The organism is Rhizobium leguminosarum bv. trifolii WSM2297 (assembly GCF_000271845.1).
Genome location: NZ_JH719393.1, coordinates 1,487,696 through 1,505,055, shown reverse-complemented (window position 1 = coordinate 1,505,055; position 17,360 = coordinate 1,487,696). Strand labels below are relative to the sequence as shown.

15 protein-coding genes are annotated in these 17,360 nt (G+C 59.3%); 4 read left to right on the top strand and 11 right to left on the bottom strand.

The genetic code is table 11. The annotated features are described in order from the left end of the window. Window positions 1-42: 42 nt before the first annotated feature. The 3 genes from RLEG4DRAFT_RS61300 to RLEG4DRAFT_RS61290 all read right to left on the bottom strand — a co-directional run bounded on the left by RLEG4DRAFT_RS61300 (window position 43) and on the right by RLEG4DRAFT_RS61290 (window position 3,111). Window positions 43-1,137, bottom strand: coding sequence for a nucleotidyltransferase family protein (locus RLEG4DRAFT_RS61300; RefSeq protein ID WP_003576357.1), 1,095 nt, complete (start codon window positions 1,135-1,137; stop codon window positions 43-45). A 124-nt stretch (window positions 1,138-1,261) separates the two neighbouring features. Beyond that, window positions 1,262-1,489, bottom strand: coding sequence for a hypothetical protein (locus RLEG4DRAFT_RS61295; protein WP_037093319.1), 228 nt, complete (start codon window positions 1,487-1,489; stop codon window positions 1,262-1,264). Window positions 1,490-1,965: 476 nt separating this feature from the next. Then, window positions 1,966-3,111 carry a helix-turn-helix transcriptional regulator gene (locus tag RLEG4DRAFT_RS61290; protein WP_037093321.1) on the bottom strand — a complete coding sequence of 382 codons (1,146 nt, stop codon included), beginning with the start codon at window positions 3,109-3,111 and terminating at the stop codon, window positions 1,966-1,968. A 609-nt stretch (window positions 3,112-3,720) separates the two neighbouring features. Between RLEG4DRAFT_RS61290 and RLEG4DRAFT_RS61285 the strand changes: the two genes are divergently transcribed. The 3 genes from RLEG4DRAFT_RS61285 to RLEG4DRAFT_RS61275 all read left to right on the top strand — a co-directional run bounded on the left by RLEG4DRAFT_RS61285 (window position 3,721) and on the right by RLEG4DRAFT_RS61275 (window position 7,578). Then, complete coding sequence (locus RLEG4DRAFT_RS61285; RefSeq protein WP_003576359.1) at window positions 3,721-3,921, top strand: hypothetical protein; 201 nt, start codon at window positions 3,721-3,723, stop codon at window positions 3,919-3,921. A gap of 448 nt (window positions 3,922-4,369) precedes the next feature. After that, entirely contained in the window at window positions 4,370-5,602 is a 1,233-nt protein-coding gene (locus RLEG4DRAFT_RS61280; RefSeq protein ID WP_003576360.1) for an HlyD family secretion protein, read from the top strand. Then, entirely contained in the window at window positions 5,584-7,578 is a 1,995-nt protein-coding gene (locus RLEG4DRAFT_RS61275) for a glycosyltransferase (protein WP_003576361.1), read from the top strand. Before RLEG4DRAFT_RS61280 ends, RLEG4DRAFT_RS61275 begins: the two co-directional genes overlap by 19 nt. Window positions 7,579-7,821: 243 nt before the next feature. Here the strand turns inward: RLEG4DRAFT_RS61275 and RLEG4DRAFT_RS61270 are convergent, their stop codons facing one another. Beyond that, on the bottom strand, window positions 7,822-8,418 hold the full coding sequence (locus tag RLEG4DRAFT_RS61270; RefSeq protein WP_003576362.1) for a TetR/AcrR family transcriptional regulator: 597 nt from the start codon (window positions 8,416-8,418) through the stop codon (window positions 7,822-7,824). A gap of 103 nt (window positions 8,419-8,521) precedes the next feature. Here RLEG4DRAFT_RS61270 and RLEG4DRAFT_RS61265 point away from each other — a divergent pair, with 103 nt between their 5' ends. After that, a complete protein-coding gene (locus tag RLEG4DRAFT_RS61265) occupies window positions 8,522-9,595 on the top strand; it encodes a saccharopine dehydrogenase family protein (protein ID WP_003576364.1) in 1,074 nt (357 codons plus the stop codon). 210 nt (window positions 9,596-9,805) lie between these two features. Here the strand turns inward: RLEG4DRAFT_RS61265 and RLEG4DRAFT_RS61260 are convergent, their stop codons facing one another. From RLEG4DRAFT_RS61260 to RLEG4DRAFT_RS61230, 7 genes are all read right to left on the bottom strand, one after another. Beyond that, window positions 9,806-10,849, bottom strand: coding sequence for an ABC transporter ATP-binding protein (locus RLEG4DRAFT_RS61260; protein WP_003576367.1), 1,044 nt, complete (start codon window positions 10,847-10,849; stop codon window positions 9,806-9,808). Window positions 10,850-10,869: 20 nt separating this feature from the next. Beyond that, window positions 10,870-12,579: a GH32 C-terminal domain-containing protein gene (locus RLEG4DRAFT_RS61255; protein ID WP_003576370.1), complete on the bottom strand. Its 1,710-nt coding sequence runs from the start codon at window positions 12,577-12,579 to the stop codon at window positions 10,870-10,872. Window positions 12,580-12,583: 4 nt separating this feature from the next. Further along, a complete protein-coding gene (locus tag RLEG4DRAFT_RS61250; protein WP_003576371.1) occupies window positions 12,584-13,477 on the bottom strand; it encodes a carbohydrate ABC transporter permease in 894 nt (297 codons plus the stop codon). After that, a complete protein-coding gene (locus RLEG4DRAFT_RS61245; protein WP_003576373.1) occupies window positions 13,470-14,408 on the bottom strand; it encodes a carbohydrate ABC transporter permease in 939 nt (312 codons plus the stop codon). Before RLEG4DRAFT_RS61245 ends, RLEG4DRAFT_RS61250 begins: the two co-directional genes overlap by 8 nt. A gap of 92 nt (window positions 14,409-14,500) precedes the next feature. Beyond that, window positions 14,501-15,793, bottom strand: coding sequence for an ABC transporter substrate-binding protein (locus RLEG4DRAFT_RS61240; protein ID WP_003576378.1), 1,293 nt, complete (start codon window positions 15,791-15,793; stop codon window positions 14,501-14,503). Between the two features lie 36 nt (window positions 15,794-15,829). After that, window positions 15,830-16,834, bottom strand: a complete 1,005-nt coding sequence (locus RLEG4DRAFT_RS61235) for a LacI family DNA-binding transcriptional regulator (protein WP_003576380.1) — start codon at window positions 16,832-16,834, stop codon at window positions 15,830-15,832. Window positions 16,835-16,989: 155 nt separating this feature from the next. Continuing rightward, the gene (locus RLEG4DRAFT_RS61230; RefSeq protein WP_003576382.1) at window positions 16,990-17,310 is read right to left on the bottom strand and encodes a hypothetical protein; all 321 of its coding nucleotides are present in this window, start codon (window positions 17,308-17,310) and stop codon (window positions 16,990-16,992) included. Between the last annotated feature and the right edge of the window lie 50 nt (window positions 17,311-17,360).

Sequence of the window (17,360 nt, the reverse complement as noted above, 5' to 3'; positions counted from 1 at the left end):
TCACATTTATAAATTAAATCAACTCTTCGAATAGCAGAATACCTATTCCTCAAACGGGAGCTCGATGTCTTCACGGTTTTTCTTTGCCCCCTCGATCAGGACCGTGTTGAACCGCTCGGCATCTTGAGCCGGCAGCATTCCCGCCCCGGTTCGAATACCTTCTTGCCACGCAGGTCCGCGCTCCCATGCTTCCTTGTAGACGAGCGCCAAGTCGGCAGATCGCCTTGTCTGCTGCAAGGCTTCAAAGAGCAGCGCAGCTTGACGAACATCCTTCTCTCGCTTCGCGGACTCCTGCCCGTCGGTGTGTCGGCGGCTGGCGACTATGAGCTTGTGGACCGCATACCGCGATGGATCAGGGACGACGACTGGGACACCGCTTCGGTGAAGCAGCATTGTCCTGACGGGTTCCCTTATGAGGAAGTCGAGAAAGCGTAGTGGATCGGCGCTGGCACCACCAAGGGCGGGCATCTTCGCCGGCTGGTCAATGTAGTCATCCGAACCACGGTTCGACGTCAGGAATTCAACCCTGTAGCCGTCGGCATTCTGAAACGCCGACGAGGCCGCGGATCCCGATCGATGTGGAACTGGCCGGAAGCTGGCGTCGACGCCCTGCAGCAGCTCAATGATCGGAGGCAGACTGTCTTCAACCTCTCGACTGATGGCATAGTCCTGGGCGATGTCCGCATCCCCCGTCAGGATAGCAGCCATGGGAAGGCGGACGCCCAGAAGTCCTGAATAGCACTGAAAGGCAACCGTGCCGATCAGAACACCCCGTAGCCGAAAAAGACCGCCATCGGCAAGTGCCTCGACGACGTCGCCAGACATGGCGTCAGGGGCGATCATCCCGCCTTCGCGGGTCAGGGTATTTACCAAGCGTCTGCGAGCGCGTAGATCGTCCTTGTCCCGCTTATGATTAGCTACGCGCTGCGTGATATCCGGATCATCAGCAGAACCGACATAACGACGCTTCGTACCACCATGTCCATCCGGGATGTCGAAGTACCAATATTTGCGCCCTTTAATCTTCGCCGGGGTGAACCGACCTTCCGGAGAGAAATCGGCCGTCCAAGCGGCGTCGAGCGAGCGCTGACCTAGCTCGGCGAGCATCGTCTGATACATGAGGTCGATGGACTTCAAAACCCGACTCGGTGTTATACTGTTTTTCAAAAACAGTATAACGGCCGAGAAGGTAGGTCACAAGATGCTAGCTATATCGCCTTGGTATTTGCGGGGCGCACCCAAGTTGACCAGTGTGTCTCAGCTACCGGACTGTCACGAACATCGGCGACGTCCAGACACGGGAATGATCGCGCTGCCTTGCCGTCAGGAAAAGCGGATGTTCGTGCCCATCCTGCAATCCGAGTTCGTCAATCGGTATCTTGCCTGAGAGGTCGCGCGGCAAGGTGTGATCGGTGACGCGCTCCAACAGAAGGCGTAACTCAACACCGGCAAGATCGATGGAGATGGAGCCCTTTCCCTCGTGCGGCATACGTAACCGGCATTGAGTGTTTGCGATTGCGACACCAAGCATTCCTCAAAAGGCTAGCTGTCTTACTAATCGATATGCGCCACGGAGAAACTGCTATCATCGCGGCTCGTTCTCCATCTCGTCCCTTCCGTCGAAGAGCGCCGCGTCTACGATCCCTGGTTCACCGCCTTACGCCGGACCACTAAATCCGAGACTCGCGACACCTCGAGTCGCCCTCGCCGGTCGGCTACCGAGAGACCGCCTCGGAGTTCATGGGAACCGGCTGAAATGATCAAGCTGCCCGATCGTTCCAATACCGGGCGGGGTCTCGCGCAGATGACTCCAGCATGTCCTCGGGCCTGGTTCCTGGGGCTGGACTCACCTTCAAGAATGCCTTGAGTTCCGCCTCGCCTGCCTTGCAAGGCGATGCATCATCTGACCGAAGTGTATCCTGGGGTGGATCTCAGACTGAGTTGAAGAAAGCTTAGCCCACCGCATCAACGTGCGAGCGTTGTTAGCCAATCGCCGATCGTTGTCCCAAAACGCCGCATGGAACGTGTTGCGGGGATGGCGGGGCGCTCAATTGCTATGGTCTTTCTGACTTCACGCGGGCTGAGCCCGAATTCATGGCTGAACGCGCGCGTGAAATTGGCTGCAACGTCGAAGCCAGCGGCCTCGGCAATCTCCGAGATCGGCCTGTTGTCGGTCGGCTTGGTAAGATCCGCATATGCCTGCAGCAATCGACGTTTGCGAATGTAGTTGAAGACGCCCCCGCTCGTTTCAAACAATTGGTAGAGCCGGGTTCGCGAGATGCCCAGCGCACGGCAGATGACATCAGGCGTCAGGCTGTCTGAATGAAGATTGAGGTGAATATAGCGATGCGCCCGCTCCATGAGCCCCATAGTGGTCTGTTCCTGACCGCGATCCAAACTTGCCGACGATGCAGCGCATGCAACGACCATATCGCTGATCGTCCGTATGATCCGCGGCGCCTCCTCCACCGTCAAATTGCCCAGGTTCGCTTCCAGGCCGTCGATATAGCTGACGAGCAATTCGGCGAGGCTGCCTGAGAGGGCGATGTTGTGGGCGTTTTGCAGAAGACCCGCATCACGGGTCAACAGTTCATAGGGCAGGAAGACGAGCACCGCGGCTGAATCGGTCATCCGCCCACGGTACGGAGAACCTAGAGACCTGAAAAATATCTCCCCCGGGCCGGTCTCCGTTACATGGCGATTGGCCTCGGTCCAGGCCCGGCCGCTGCGAAATACGCCAACGTTCCAGTGATCGATTGGGCTCGATCGCAGCATGGCCTGATCGCGGATATAGCTGCATGCCTGCGCGCGCTGCTGGACGATGAGGATATCGCCGAGATGCCAGCCGGTCTGTTCTGCGAGAAAACCGTCGTCCTCTGATTGTCCGTCCGGCAGATGGACATCCATAAGCGGCGCCATGTGTGATCGCCAGGACTGGAATTGTTCTTTCGGCGGCAGGTCTCGCGTCGAAAATCGCAAGGGCACCAATGCAGGCGGAACGTCCACCCGGTGTTCTTTCTGCGTGGACGGTTCGCGCGGCCAGCGCCGCCGCTCCAGGTGGGCCGGCCATTCCCGTCCAGCAGCGGGGTCATCTCCAGACTCCGTAACCATCCAATTCCCCCAGCGCATAAGCCGATCCGGGCTGTTGACAGCAAAAAACCGACTTCGCGGCTGAAACGTCCGCGAGCCATCCGATAACACCGAATCGACTGAAGCCTTACGTGCATAAGTTACTTATCATATTCCATTACGAGCAGAAATGGACGGACCGATAATTTTCGGGATGCGGCGATAACGACAATAGCGTCCTGTTCCTGTATCTAAATGAGCACGGGTTAGTTCCCCGAAGGACGTTCGGAAAGCCCAAATACTCACTTGCCAGTGCCAGGCAGTTTCAAAGCACTCTCAACGTGAAACGACAATAATCACAACAAAATATGCAAGCAGAGGAGGATAGGTCGTGAACTATCGGAGCAATATTCGTGCGCGCTTTGTGCGAGCGTCGGCTTACGACAGGAATTCGGCGGGTTTCCTCTGCTCAACTTCATGCGAGACGCTCCTGAGGCCGGACATCGGCAAATAAGGACGCGAAGGGGTTGCGCGCAGGCTAAGGCCGCCTGTGTCGATGCGTAATAAGGCCGAGGCTTGCACGCAACCCTTACCATATCCACCCATTGGCGAATTGACGCTGCCCATTGCTATGGCAGAACGGAGGCTACGATGACCACCGCATGTGATGAGAAACATAACGAATTGAAGCCGATTTCGATCTGCAGACGAGAGGTCGAAGTCGCGATGGTGGAAATGCTCGTCAGTTTGCAGAAACGTGGATGGACGGCTGCGGAACTGGCATTGGAGCTCGCAGATGCCTCCGAAGATCTCGTCATGCTGATCGCGACCAAAAGGCTTCGACCGCATTAGAGCAATTCCAGGAAAAGTGCGAAGCGGTTTTCCGTCCGGGATTGCGAAAAAACAAAGTTAGAGCGGTTCGGCGCTTCCGTGAAAACCTGAACCGCTCTAGAAAAAAGATCGCGTGGAATTATGCCATTTCTGACTGAATGAGATGGCAGCACTGTCGGGCGCGGCGCAGTGATTTCCCACGCCATCATCACCCCCATCACCCATCACCCATCACCTCAGGCGCCGCGCCGGAGATGGCTTGACCATATTCCCTGCGCCGCATCGATACGATGCCAAGCCTCCCGTCCGCGGCGGTTCCTCCACATCCGAACTTTGTTTCTGCCTCAGCTTTACGACCATCACTTGTCTACTAATTTTCGATGCGCTAAATTACCAGAATGAGTTGCATCCGTTTGTGCCGGCTCGATAGGGACGGATGGCTGCAGAAGCGATATCGTCGGATGCCAACATGATCTGGAACCACCGCATCACGCGCATCGTTGTCGGCTTGCTGCTGCTGGCACTCGTGACTGTCATCTCATTGCCGACGATCACCGGCTTTACGAGCCTTGATGGCACGGTCAATGCGCGGTTTGCCGTCGTTAATGCGCCGATTGACGGCACGATTGCGGAAGACCCCCTCAAGGTCGGCAGCCCGGTCAAAGCGGGACAATCGCTGGCTCAAATCAGAAATACCCGCGTCAACCACGCAATCCTCGCTTCGCTCGAGGCGGATCGCAATACGGCGCTCGACCGCGTCGCGGCGCTGAAAAAAGAACGGGAGGAGCTCTCCACGCTTCGCGAGGAATTGTCTGCCAGATTGGAAGTCTACAGGCAGACCACCATTGCCAATCTCGAAAGCGAAGTCGAAATCCTGCGGAAAAAAGTCGAAGTGTCGCAAGCGCAGGATCTGGTCGCCCAGGTCGACCTGAGCCGCCGGATGCAGCTCGAGTCAAAAGGCATTCTGACGCAGAAGCTGGTTGAGGCCGCGCGTGCTGCCGGCGCTGCGACCGGCGGCGAGGTCGAAATCAGCAATCTGACTGTCGATCAATTGCAACAAAGGCTCAATGCGGTCCGCCAGGGTATCTTTGTTTTCGGCGACGGACAGAATGACGTGCCTTATTCGCGACAGCGTGAAGACGAGGTGGTCGTTCGCATCAATGACTTGAACTCGCGCATCGCGGAAAACGAGACACGAGCGACCGAAGTTCAAAAGCAGCTGGTCAAAGAGGCAGGCCGCGTCAGCAGCCTTGAATCCGCAACTGCAATGGCGCCGTTCGACGGCGTTGTTTGGACCAGGAGTATCGTCAACGGTTCCAACGTCGTGCTGAACGACGAACTGATGCGCCTTCTCGACTGTCGAGAGCTGTTCGTGGATATCCTGGTCCCTGAGGTCAACTATGACGAGATTTATCCAGGACTCGTCGCTCAGGTGCGCTTGTTCGGCCGCAGCGATGTCTTCCAAGGTACGGTCGTGGCCGTCAGAGGCAGTTCGGCTTCGGTCGAGGCCGATTCCTTTGCCGCCAGTTTGCCGCCGTCGACACAACGCAATGCCCGCATTCGGGTTCGCCTCGATCCATCCTTCATGAACGACGACTTTGCGAACTCCTGCCAGGTCGGACGTACAGTGCAGGTACGGTTTTCCAAACACGGCATCAACGTATCCAACTGGGTCAAAAGCCTGTGGTTCAGTATCTTGTAGCGCTGGTTCCGACCTTTGTCGTTTTGGCCTTCTTCTTCCTGGGGCCGTTCAATTGGTCGCGCCTTCACACCTGGACACGGGCGGTGACCTGCGCGTTTGTCGCAGCAGTCGCACTGCGATACATGTTCTGGCGTTTGACCGAGACAGTGCTTCCCTATCCCGACGGCGGTGCGAGTTTCTACTGGGTCTGGATCCTCTTCATCGTCGAGATTCTGGCGTGCGTCGAAGTCATCCTTTTTCTGGTATTGATGAGCCGCTACGTCGACCGCAGCGCAGAAGCGGACAGGCTGGCGCGCGTTTTCTTTGCGCGGGAGCAGCGTGAGCTGCCGACTGTCGATGTTTTCATTCCCACCTATAATGAGCCGCTCGACGTGCTCGAGCGAACCATCATCGGCGCCCGCGCGCTGGATTATCCTGCCGACAAATTGAATGTGTATGTGCTTGACGATCAACGCCGAGATTGGCTGAAGGCCTATTGCGAGGAAAAGAACGTCATCCACGTCACGCGCGGCGACAACAGCCATGCCAAAGCAGGCAATATGAACAATGGGCTGAAAGTCAGCTCGGGCGAGTTTATTGCGATCTTCGACGCCGATTTTGTTCCCTATCGACATTTCCTTCGCCGGACGCTGCCCTTCTTTGGCGATGACAGCATCGGCATCGTCCAGACGCCTCAACATTTCTTCAATGTCGATCCGGTGCAATCAAACCTTGGCCTGGAGAATATCTGGCCGGACGAGCAGCGCTTGTTCTTCGACGAGATCGCGCCCAGCCGGGATGCCTGGGACGTCAGTTTCTGCTGCGGGTCATGCTCGATTGCCCGCCGCAAGGCCGTCGACGCGATCGGCGGGTTTCCGACGGAGTCGATCACAGAAGACCTGCTGACAACTCTTTCGATGCTCAACAAAGGCTACAAGACGCGCTATCTGAACGAGCGGCTATCGATGGGACTGGCCGCCGAAAACCTGACCGGATATTTTGTGCAGCGTGAACGGTGGTGTCAGGGGGGTATTCAAACCCTTTACCTGTATAATGGCCCGCTGCGCGGCCCGGGATTGACGCTCTTTCAACGGATCATGTTCCTGCCGGCATCATGGCTGGTGCAGTACCTGGTCCGCTTCACGATATTGCTCGTCCCCATCGTCTATCTTTGGTTCGGCCTGCTCCCGCTCTATTTCACTGATATAGCCGATTATGTCTCTCATCAGGTGCCGTTGCTGGCGGCGTATTTTCTACTGATGCTGTGGATCACGCCGACCCGCTATTTGCCTGTGATTTCCAGCGCCGTCGGGACCTTTGCGACATTCCGCATGTTGCCGACCGTGGTCTCCAGCCTGGTGAGGCCATTCGGCAAGGCGTTCAGGGTGACGCCAAAGGGCAGCGGCAATGAGTCGAACCAGTTCGACCGCTACAGCTTTACCTGGATCGCAAGCGTAGTCACGATCACCGTCCTTGGTCTGCTGGTCAACGTCGTACCGGAAACGTCGCATGTACAAGGCCAGTTTTCGCCGGTCGCGGCCTGGTGGTCAGGTATCAATATCGTCGTCCTGCTCATCGCGTCGCTCATCTGCTTTGAGAAACCCCGGCGCCTGTTTCATGCGTTCAAGCTCGATGAGCCCGCCGTCGTCGACGATGTCTCCGGCCAAATCGTCAGCCTGGCACTGGACAAGGCCGTCGTTGCAGTCCCCACCATGGCCCGATTTCAATCCAAATCGGTCATGCTGAAACTCCCCGGCTTCGCCCCGTTCAAAGCGGAGCTCGGACAGGTCACTCAGCGAGGAAGGAGCGTAAGTCGCAGCGGCGACAAGCAAGCCTATTACCTGCATCTGTATTTCGAACTCAGCGGCGCTGCTCGCGACAGCATGATTGTCAAACTCTACACCGGTCAATATTCGCGGGATATTCGCGACATCGACAAGGTTGCCGTCTCTCTTAATCTGTTGTTGCGGTCATTCGGGCGAACGCGCACCTTGTAGCCCGGCTCACGCGAGAGTTCGTCGCGTCTTTGACAAAGTTGACCTCGCTTGATCGCCTTGAAGGGATCCGAACCCGCGGCCCGTTGTTGCGAAAGCCTTGTGCTCGCAAAAGCGCCGACAGGAAATATTGCGGTACAAATTTTGGCTGAGCACAAATCGACGAATGTCGGAAACTCTCGATCCCGATGCGTGGCCAGTTCCATTGATCCATTTCCCAACTCTGGGAACTGTGCCTCAAGTGAATCAATTGCGGCTGGCGGCGATCAGGGCGTGAGCGGCATCGCGGAGCAAACCCGTTGCTTCGCCGGGTTCGAAGACCTGCATGCTGACAAAGGCGCCGTTGATCAGCACCGCGAGTTGGCCGGCAAGCCGGTCGGGCGCTGCAACCGCCAGTCTCCCGGCGATGATCTGCAGACGCCGCCGCATTTCGCGCATGTGGGCTTCGGCGACTTTGCGGGCGGGGTGACCGGCTTCGGGAAACTCGGCAGCCGTGTTGATCTGCGGGCAGCCACGGTAATTATCCCGCCCGACCCGCTCGCCGATCCACTCGAAATGGGCGTCGAGTTCGGCCCCGGCGTCGTCCGCGTGCTGTTCGGTTACCTGGTCCCAGGTGCTCCAGAAGTCCAGGTCCTCGCGCTTCAGGAAGGCCGCGATCAAATCGTCCTTTGTGCCGAAATGCCGGTAAAGGCTGGTTTTGGCGACGCCGGATTTTTCAACCACCAGATCGACGCCGACGGCACGCACGCCGCGCCGGTAGAAGAGCTCCGACGCCGTCTCGAGAATTCTGTCCCGCACCTCGTTCACGGCCGGCGCGGGTGCGTTCGCTGTGCTTTTCGTCATTTGTGTATCTCCAATTCAGTCATCCTAGCAGAAAGTTGGTTGACACGCTACAGACCTGTATGTTTTATTGAGTACAGACAGGTCTGTATCGATGGAGAGAGCAATGACCACCACCCAACAAGCCGACACTATCAGAACACCACCCGCGTCCGTGGCGGTGCTTGGCGTGAATGGCCATACCGGCCGTTTTGTCGTCGCTGAACTGTTGCGGCGCGGGCTGAAGCCGATTGCGATCGGACGGAGTGCCGAACGTTTGGCGGAGGCGGGCTTTGCGGAACGCGGCGTCGAATGCCGGGAAGCAGCGATAGAGGATGACGCGGCGCTGGACCGGGCACTCACTGGTGCGGCAGCGGTCATCAACTGCGCCGGCCCGTTCATGGACACGGCCGACGCGGTCGTGCGTGCGGCGTTGCGGGCCGGCATCCATTATCTCGACGTAACGGCCGAACAGCCAAGCGTACAGGCGACGTTCGAGCGGCACGAGGCTGCGGCTCGGAAAGCCGGCGTAGCCGTCATCCCGGCCATGGGATTTTACGGCGGACTGGCCGACCTGCTGGTGGCTGCCCTGATGGACGAATGGCAACACGCCGACACTGTCGAAATCCGAATTGCGCTCGACAGTTGGCTGCCCACGAAAGGCACGCGCGTGACCGGGGAAAAGAACACCGCAAAGCGCCTGGCGGTCAGCGGCGGCCAGCTTGGGCCCGTGCACCAGCCGCCGGCCGAGAAAGTTTCCGTTTTGCCGGCCCCGTTCGGCCGGCAGACATTCGTCGAGCTCCCATTTTCAGAAGTGCCGCTGATCGCCCGCCATGTCAGGACCAAGGAGCTGCACAGCTTTCTCAGCGCGATAGCCCTACGGGATGTTCGGGATCCATCGACGCCCCCGCCCCAAGCCATCGATGAAACCGGACGTTCGGCGCAGCGCTTCGCCGTTGAGGTGATCGTCACGCAAGGCAACCTGCGCCGCCGGAGTCTCGCCCAGGGGCAGGACATCTATGCCGTTACCGCGCCGATCATTTGCGAAGCGGTCCAGCGTATCCTGTCCGGTGACATCCGCGATACCGGGGCAAAGCCACCGGCTGCCATCTTCCATGCCGCGAGTTTCCTGGACGCGCTCGGCCCCAATCTGTCGATCGAGACATCGGAAACCCCGGATTTTCAGAAGGTCCATCCATAAATGGCGTGAGGGACCTCAAGTCTCCAGCGTAATTTGAGAGCCTGTTGCTGCACAACTCCCCGCGAAACCACCCACTTTAATCGTCCAGAACAATCTGTGTGGAAGACGTCCCTCGCAAAAGTCGGGCATTTTGCGAGGGACCTCTGCGACACTCACAATCGGCACGCCACTCAAGGCGATCATAGGGCATCGATTCATAGGGCATCGATCTTAATTTAGGCGGTTGCCGCCTGTTCCAAACAAATGCACCTTCGACAGGTCAGGGGCGATCGAGATTTGTTGTCCCGGTTCCAATTCGACCCGTTCCCGCAGAAGCAGGCTGATATCAGCGTTCCCGAGCCTGGCGTTGATGTGGGTTTCCGATCCGGTCGGCTCGACAACGACGATGGTAGCCGGCACGCCGTCCTCGCGGATCACCATATGCTCGGGGCGGATGCCATAGGTGACGGCGTCCGCCTTTTGCTGACCGGGCGGCAGAGGCAGGTTGGTTCCGTCCAAAACGAAGCTGCCGCCGCTGACCTTGCCTTCGAACAGGTTCATGGCGGGCGAGCCGATGAAAGAGGCGACGAAGGTGTTTGCCGGCCGGTCGAAGAGCTCGAGCGGCTTGCCGATCTGCTCGACGCGGCCGCTGCGCATCACGACGATTTTGTCGGCCATGGTCATGGCTTCGATCTGATCATGGGTGACATAGACGGTGGTGGTCTTCAGCCGCTGATGAAGCTCCTTGATTTCCGCCCGCATCGTTACACGCAGCTTGGCGTCGAGATTCGAGAGCGGCTCGTCGAAGAGAAAGACCTGCGGGTGACGGACGATTGCGCGGCCCATGGCGACGCGCTGGCGCTGGCCGCCCGACAGCTGTTTGGGCAATCTGTCGAGGAGAGGTCCGAGCGCCAGGATGTCGGCCGCCTCCCTCACCTGCTTTTCGATCGTCGACTTGTTCCGCCCCTGGAGCTTCAGAGCGAAGCCCATATTCTCCGCAACGGTCATGTGCGGATAGAGCGCGTAGCTCTGGAAGACCATGGCGATATCCCGCTCCTCCGGCGCCACGTCGTTCATGACCCGGCCGCCAATGCGGATTTCGCCGTCGCTGATCTCCTCCAGCCCTGCGAGCATTCTGAGCAGCGTAGACTTGCCGCAGCCCGAGGGGCCGACGAGCGTGACGAATTCGCCGTCCTCGATATCGACGGAGACGCCGTGGATCACCGGAACGGCACCATAATGCTTGCGGGCTTTGTCTATCGTCACCGATGCCATGTCGTTTCATCCTCCAGAAATTAAAGACCGAGCTGCCAGATTTCGGCGGCGAGCATATTGCCCTCGGGCGCGGTCAGTCGCACCGAGCTTACGCCCTTGAAGCCGGGCAGCCGCTTGGTTCCCGTCCAGCGGCCATCGTCGGCGAAGACTTCGATCGAGCCCGCATCGAGGAATATCCGGATGGTCGAGGGGCGTGCGCCGGCGGCGATATAGCGGGGGGATGTCTTGGCATTCGCCACCGAAAAGGGAATGCTCAGCCCATCATCGTCCAACTGAACCGCAACAGTTGCTTCGGAATGTTCGAATTCCAAACGGAACGCGTTGCCGGCTTCCTTCAGCGTCAGCAGGATTTCGACGGAGCCGTTGGCGAGAGAGACAGCTTGGCCTTCCAGAAGGCCTCCGACATCCAGTCGGTGCCGCCGCAGGCTTTCCGCAGCGGCGACCGGCGGGGTGATCAGTGCCCCGCTTTGCAATGCCAGCCGGCGCGGCAGGGTCATCGCCGTCGGCATGTCGATCTCTCTGGAAATATCCGTCCAGTTCGCAAGCCATGCGATGCCGACCGGGCCGGTATCGTCGACGAAGGCCTGGAACGCGTAGGCATCCGTGCCGAAATCCAGTTCCTGTTCAAATTCTACGGAGAACTTTTGGCCATCGAAACGTCCGACTGTCGCAAGCGTCATGTTGCGCCGGCCGGTTGCCGGGTCGCGGCTTGTGAGAAGACCGAAGATCAGGGCCCAGCGCGTCGCCGGGTCAGCTGCCGGACCGTCGAGCGGCACCATGCAGGGGCACTCCGCCGCCGTCATCCCGAAGCGGTTTTCGCGGTGAAGTATGCCGAGGAACGTCCATCCCGTCGCTGCAATCGGGTCATCCGTTTCGTAGAGCAGGATGACTCCACCCTCGCGGTCCCGCGTGCCCAGCAACATCTTCCATTTGCCGTCAGGGCCTGAAAAGACGTAAGGGTCGCGGAAGTCGGTCGTCAGGCCGAGCCCTTCGGGACGCGCCGGCAGGATCAGGCTTGCCGGCTCGACATTGACAAGATCGCGGCTGGTGGCCGTGAACTGAACCTGCTCCTCCGGTTCCCGGTCCTTCATATGCTCGGTGAAAAAGATGCGAATTCCGGTATCATCGAGCGCGATCGCCGAGCCGGAAAATGCCCCGCCGCGTCCATCGGCCCGCGCGGCGAGTTCATCCGAAGGCGGAAGAAAGATCGGGAGATGCGTCCAGCGAAGATAATCGTCCGAGACTGCATGACCCCAATGCATGTTGTTCCAGCGAAGGCTATGGGGATAATGCTGGTAGAAGAGGTGCAGCTTGCCGCCGAAACGCCCGAACCCGTTGGGATCGTTCATCCAGCCGAAAGGTGGGCGGAAGTGATAACCGCCCGGAACTTCGGGGGTAGCATTGGAAGGGCGGACATAAAGCAGCCGGATGCCTTCCTCGAGAACGCGGGGCGGGAGAAAGGCATAAAGGACCGATATTTCGGTCGTAACGGGATCGTAGGAGAAGGCAGCCTCTCCGCCTTTTTCCAGCGTCAGCAACCGAAATTCGAATTCATGCGGATTAGAAGTTTCGACAGCACCGGCTGGGTCGCCGTCGACATGTGCCGTCAGCCTTCCCGCGGCGCCGTGCGACGCCTTGATCCAGGCATGGATCGTCGACCCCTCGGGCAGGACGGCGCTGATCGTCTCCAGCCCGCCTTCATCGGACGGAGAAATCGCTTGGCTTGTCATCAATTCAACCTTTCACGGCAGAGCCGATAAAGGAACTCACGAACCAGCGCTGGAATGCGAGGTAGAGTCCCAGGATCGGGATCATCATCAAAACGGAGGCTGCCATCGCACGATCCCAGTAGATGCTGTCCTGTCCGAAGAAGGTGGCGATGGCCACCGCGATCGGCCGGGCATAATCGGTCTGCGTGACGAGGATCGGCCAGAGATACTGGTTCCAGGTCTCGATACCCATGAGGATCGACACGGTGGCGAGCGCGGGCAGGCTGAGCGGCAGGAAGATGGAGCGATAGACCCGGAAAAAGGATGCGCCATCGATCTCGGCCGCCTCCAGCAATTCTTTCGGCAGCTGCGCGAAGAACTGGTAGAACAGGAAGATATAGAGGGGGCTGGCGACCCAGGGCACGATCTGCACCGCGAAGGTGTCGGTTATTCCCGCCCGGGAAACCATGATCACCAGCGGCATGATGATGCTTTCCTGCGGGATCACATAGAGCGCGATTACGATCGACAGGATGACGGCACGGCCCTTGAACGATCCCCAGGCCAGGACAAACGCGGCCATCGAATTCACAATCAGGCCGGAACAAACCGTTGTGACCAGGATGATCAGCGAGTTGATGAGGTAGCGTCCGAAGGCGAGTTCGCCTGAGAGGTGGCCGACCTCGGCATAGTTGGAAAGCGTCGGGTTCGACACCCAGAAGGCCCGGAAGCTGCCCATATCGGCCAGAATCTGGAACCGGTCATCCTTGAGGCTTGCCACGACCAGGAGCAGCAATGGAGAGACGATCACCAATGCGATGATGAAAATGCATATCGTCTGGATGATGCGGAGAACCGTTGCGGCGGAACGGGGCCGCGCCGTGCGGGCCTGCGGGATCGAGAGTGCGATATCAGACATCGAAACGCCTCAGGAGCTGGCGCTGGATCAGCGCGATGACGAGAACGATCACGAACAGGATGACCGAAACGGCGGAGGCATAGCCCATCTTCTGCTCTTCGAAGCCGGAACGGACCATGTAGTGCACCACCGTTTCGGTGCTGCTCTTCGGGCCGCCCTGCGTGAGGATGGCGAGCTGGGTATAGAGCTTGAACGCCTGGATGGTCGTGATCACCAGCACGAAGACATGGGTCGGCCGCAGGCCGGGCATGGTCACATGCCAGAAGCGGCGGAAAGCGTTTGCACCGTCGATCTTGGCGGCATCGTATAGTTCGTCCGGAATGCCCTGAAGGCCGGCGAGGTAGACGATCATCTGAAAACCGTAGGCCTGCCAGGCCGAGAGCAGGACGAGCGAGAACATCGCCCATTGCGGATCGCCGAGCCAATCGATCGGCTGGATCGCTCCGCCGGAGAGAAAGCCGAGGATCTGGTTGAACGGTCCCGTCGGATACTGGAACAGGGTGCCCCAGATGACGCAGACCACGACCATCGAGGTGATCGCCGGCAGGAAGAACATGCCGCGCAGCAGATTGCGGAACGGCAGCTTCTGATGCAGCAGGAGCGCTGTTGCGAAAGCCAGGCCGCACTGCGCCGGAATGATCCAGAAGGTGAAGCGCGAGACGTTCCAAAGGGCGGTCCAGAAAAGATCGTCCTGGAAGATGCGAATGAAATTGTTAAACCAAACGAAGCGGACGGGCGTCGGCCGCGGCACCAGAGGCTGGTTGGTCATCGCCGTCCAGAAGGACAAGAGAAACGGCAGGATGAGAAAGAGGGTCAACAGGATCACGGCCGGCGCGAGCATGGCCGCTTCCTGCATCAGCCGCCCCTTGTCATGCCGGCGCGCCGGAGCCTTTCGGACGGATGTCGAAGATGTCGATTGTTGCATGACCATGCAGTTCCTCCTTTCCAAGCGCGGATGCCGGTCCCGCCCTGCGATGTCTGCCGGAGACATCGCAGGGGTTCGACCTGTCGGCAGCGATGCGCTTATTGCTCGTCGCCGAACGGCGGATATCCGTCATTGTCCTCGATATCCTCATCGATCTTCTTGGCGGCTGACGTCAGCGCCTCCTTGGGATCGCCACCGTTGAAAGCCTCGTCGACGGCCTGCATGAAGGCCGAGGTGATTGTCGGATAGGCTGGATGCGGCGGGCGCGAGACGGCCGTCTTCGACGCCTGTTCGAAGGCGATCGCCATCGGGCCGCCATTTGCATAGAGCGGAGATTCGGCCGCGAAACTCTTCAGGCCGGGATATCCCGACTGGCTCGCGACATAAGCCCGATACTCCTTGTCCTTCAGCAGGAAGCTGATGAATTTGGCCGCGATATCGGGATGTTTCGACGTCTTGGTCATCGCCCAGATCCAGGTGCCATTGGGGCTCGCGGCCCTGGCGCCGAACTTCGGAAGCGGCAGCACGACGATGTTGTCCTTCATGGTCGCGGCGGCCTCGGCATAGACCCAGTGGCCGCCGAGGGCCAGCGCTGCGGGATTGCCTTCGGCGAAGAACTGGTTGGTTCCGGCCGACTGCGGGACGACCCAGCCGTTCTTGACCCATTTCTGCATCATGGTGAGAGCATCGACGCAGGAGTCGCTGTCGAGCGTGCCCTCGGATTTCCAGGCCTTGCGATCGATCAGATCGCAGCCGGCCGATTGCAGGATCGGACTATAGGCATAGGTGATCCACTCCGTCTTGATGCCGTAGCCGCGGAAGGTGTCGATCGGCCACTTTACGCCGTCGAGCTTCGACAGCTTCTCGAGATAGGTTTCGAACTCCTCCCGGGTCCAGGCATCGTCGACGGATTTCGGGATGCGGGCGCCGATCGCTTCGAGATATTTCTTGTTGCCGTAAAGAACCACCGACGAGTCGGTCAGGCCGATTGCATAAAGGTCCTTGTCGATCGGGTATGTGCCCTGGGCGATGTTAGACGCCGTCATGTCGTCGAGGAGGTCTTTGTCGATCAGCGGCTTGATCGGCTGAAGATAGCCCGACCAGACGTAATTGGCGAGGAACGGCGCATCGAGTTCCATGACATCGGGTAGTTGCTTGGCCATCACGGCGGCGCTGAACTTCTCGTTATAGGCATCGTGCGGCGCGTAGATGAACTGCACGTCGACATCGGGATTGGCCGCCTCGAACCGTTCGGCGACCTTGCCATAGGCGGCGACAAAGCCGGGATCGCCCTGATGCATGACCTGGATTGTGGTCTTCTCGGCTGCATCAGCCCATGGGGCAGATAGGGCCGAAGACAGGATAAGCGACCAAAGTAAACGATTACCCATTGGAATTCCTCCTCAATTGAATGGGCCTCTCTCAATTTATACGGATGCCCGCTCCACCAGCTGGAACGGTAGTTTCTGCACCCCGACCGGAAGCCGGTCTTCGGCAAGCAGGATTTGCGCGGCCTGACGGCCCATGGCGCGGTGCGGCAACGCCATGGTGGTCAGCGGCGGGTCGAGACGCGAGGCGATCTCGACCTGGTTGTCGAAACTCGCAACAGCGACGTCGTCGGGAATGGTTGCACCAGTCCGGCGCAACGCGGCGTAGACCTCCATCGCCACACGGTCATTGCCGCACAGGATAGCATCGGGGCGCCGGGGGCCATTCATCAGATCATGCACATGCGCATGGACGAGACTAGGGGCGCGATCGCTGTAAATCGCTTTGCTGACCGCGGGCAATACGATGGCCCCTGCCCCGTCGACGCCCGCATGATCAAGTGCCTGCCGAAAGCCCTGTTCGCGCAGTTCGCCGGCGAGCAGTCCCGGCAGATTGATGAAGGCGACATTGCGTCGGCCGGCATCGAGCAGGTAGTTGGTAATCTCGACCCCCGCTCCCGTTTCGTCGGGCACCAGGGAGGTGACGCGATCGCTGGTATCTCGGCAGTTGATCATCACTCCCACCGCCGCGGCAAATTCGGGCGGCAGGTCGACTTTCTTATGATACATGGCCGCGTAAGCAATCGCGCGAGGGCGAAACTGGCGCATCTCGTCGAGGATCGATGCAAGGCTCCGATGGCCCCCTAGCGTCATCGCGAAGACAGCCATGTCGGCAGCGCGCACGGCGCCGTCGAGCCCCCGGATGATCTCCGTTGCGAAAGGCGAGGTGATCAGGTCATCCGCGACCAGACCGACCAGTGGCATCCAGCCCTGCCGCATGCTGCGGGCGGCGAAATTGGTGACGTAGCCAAGCTCCTCGGCGATCTCCTTGATCCGCAGCCGGGTTTCATCCGACATGCGGGCCGAGCCGCCATGCAGCGCACCTGACACCGTCTTGACGGAAACGCCCGCGCGGGCGGCTATGTCGTTGAGTGAAGCAGTCATGGGTTCGCTTGGGTTATCGATTACCCAATCCGATACCAATCGCGTTCCGTCGAGTCAAGCCTGAAATCTGCCGAAGGGACGGATGCGCGTATGCTGTCGCTTGACCGGCCCACAAAAAACCCCGCCGAAGCGGGGTTCTTTGTGCGGAGACGCTATCAATTGTTGTGGGCTGCGCAGGCCTCATCCATTGGCGTGGCGTTGCTCGTGCCGCCCTGCGTCTGGAGCTTCGCGGAGTTGTTGACCGGGTCGGGGCACTTGGTCTTGTCCATCTTCATTGCGCCGCCGGTCGTGGAGCCAGTCGTGGTGCTATCCATCGCCATCGGCTTCTTGGCCTTCGTGTCGGTCGTTGCGCCGCCACCCTGATCGGCCTGGTTCTTGTCGATCGTGGCGCCGGCCGGAGCCGGATTGGACTGGGCGAAAGCCGACGTGGCCATGCCGAGGGCGAAAAGCGAAGCTGCTACGAGTTTCATACGCATCTGGATGTCCTCCTTGGGAACTTTGCGTGCTTGGCCTATCCACAACCTCG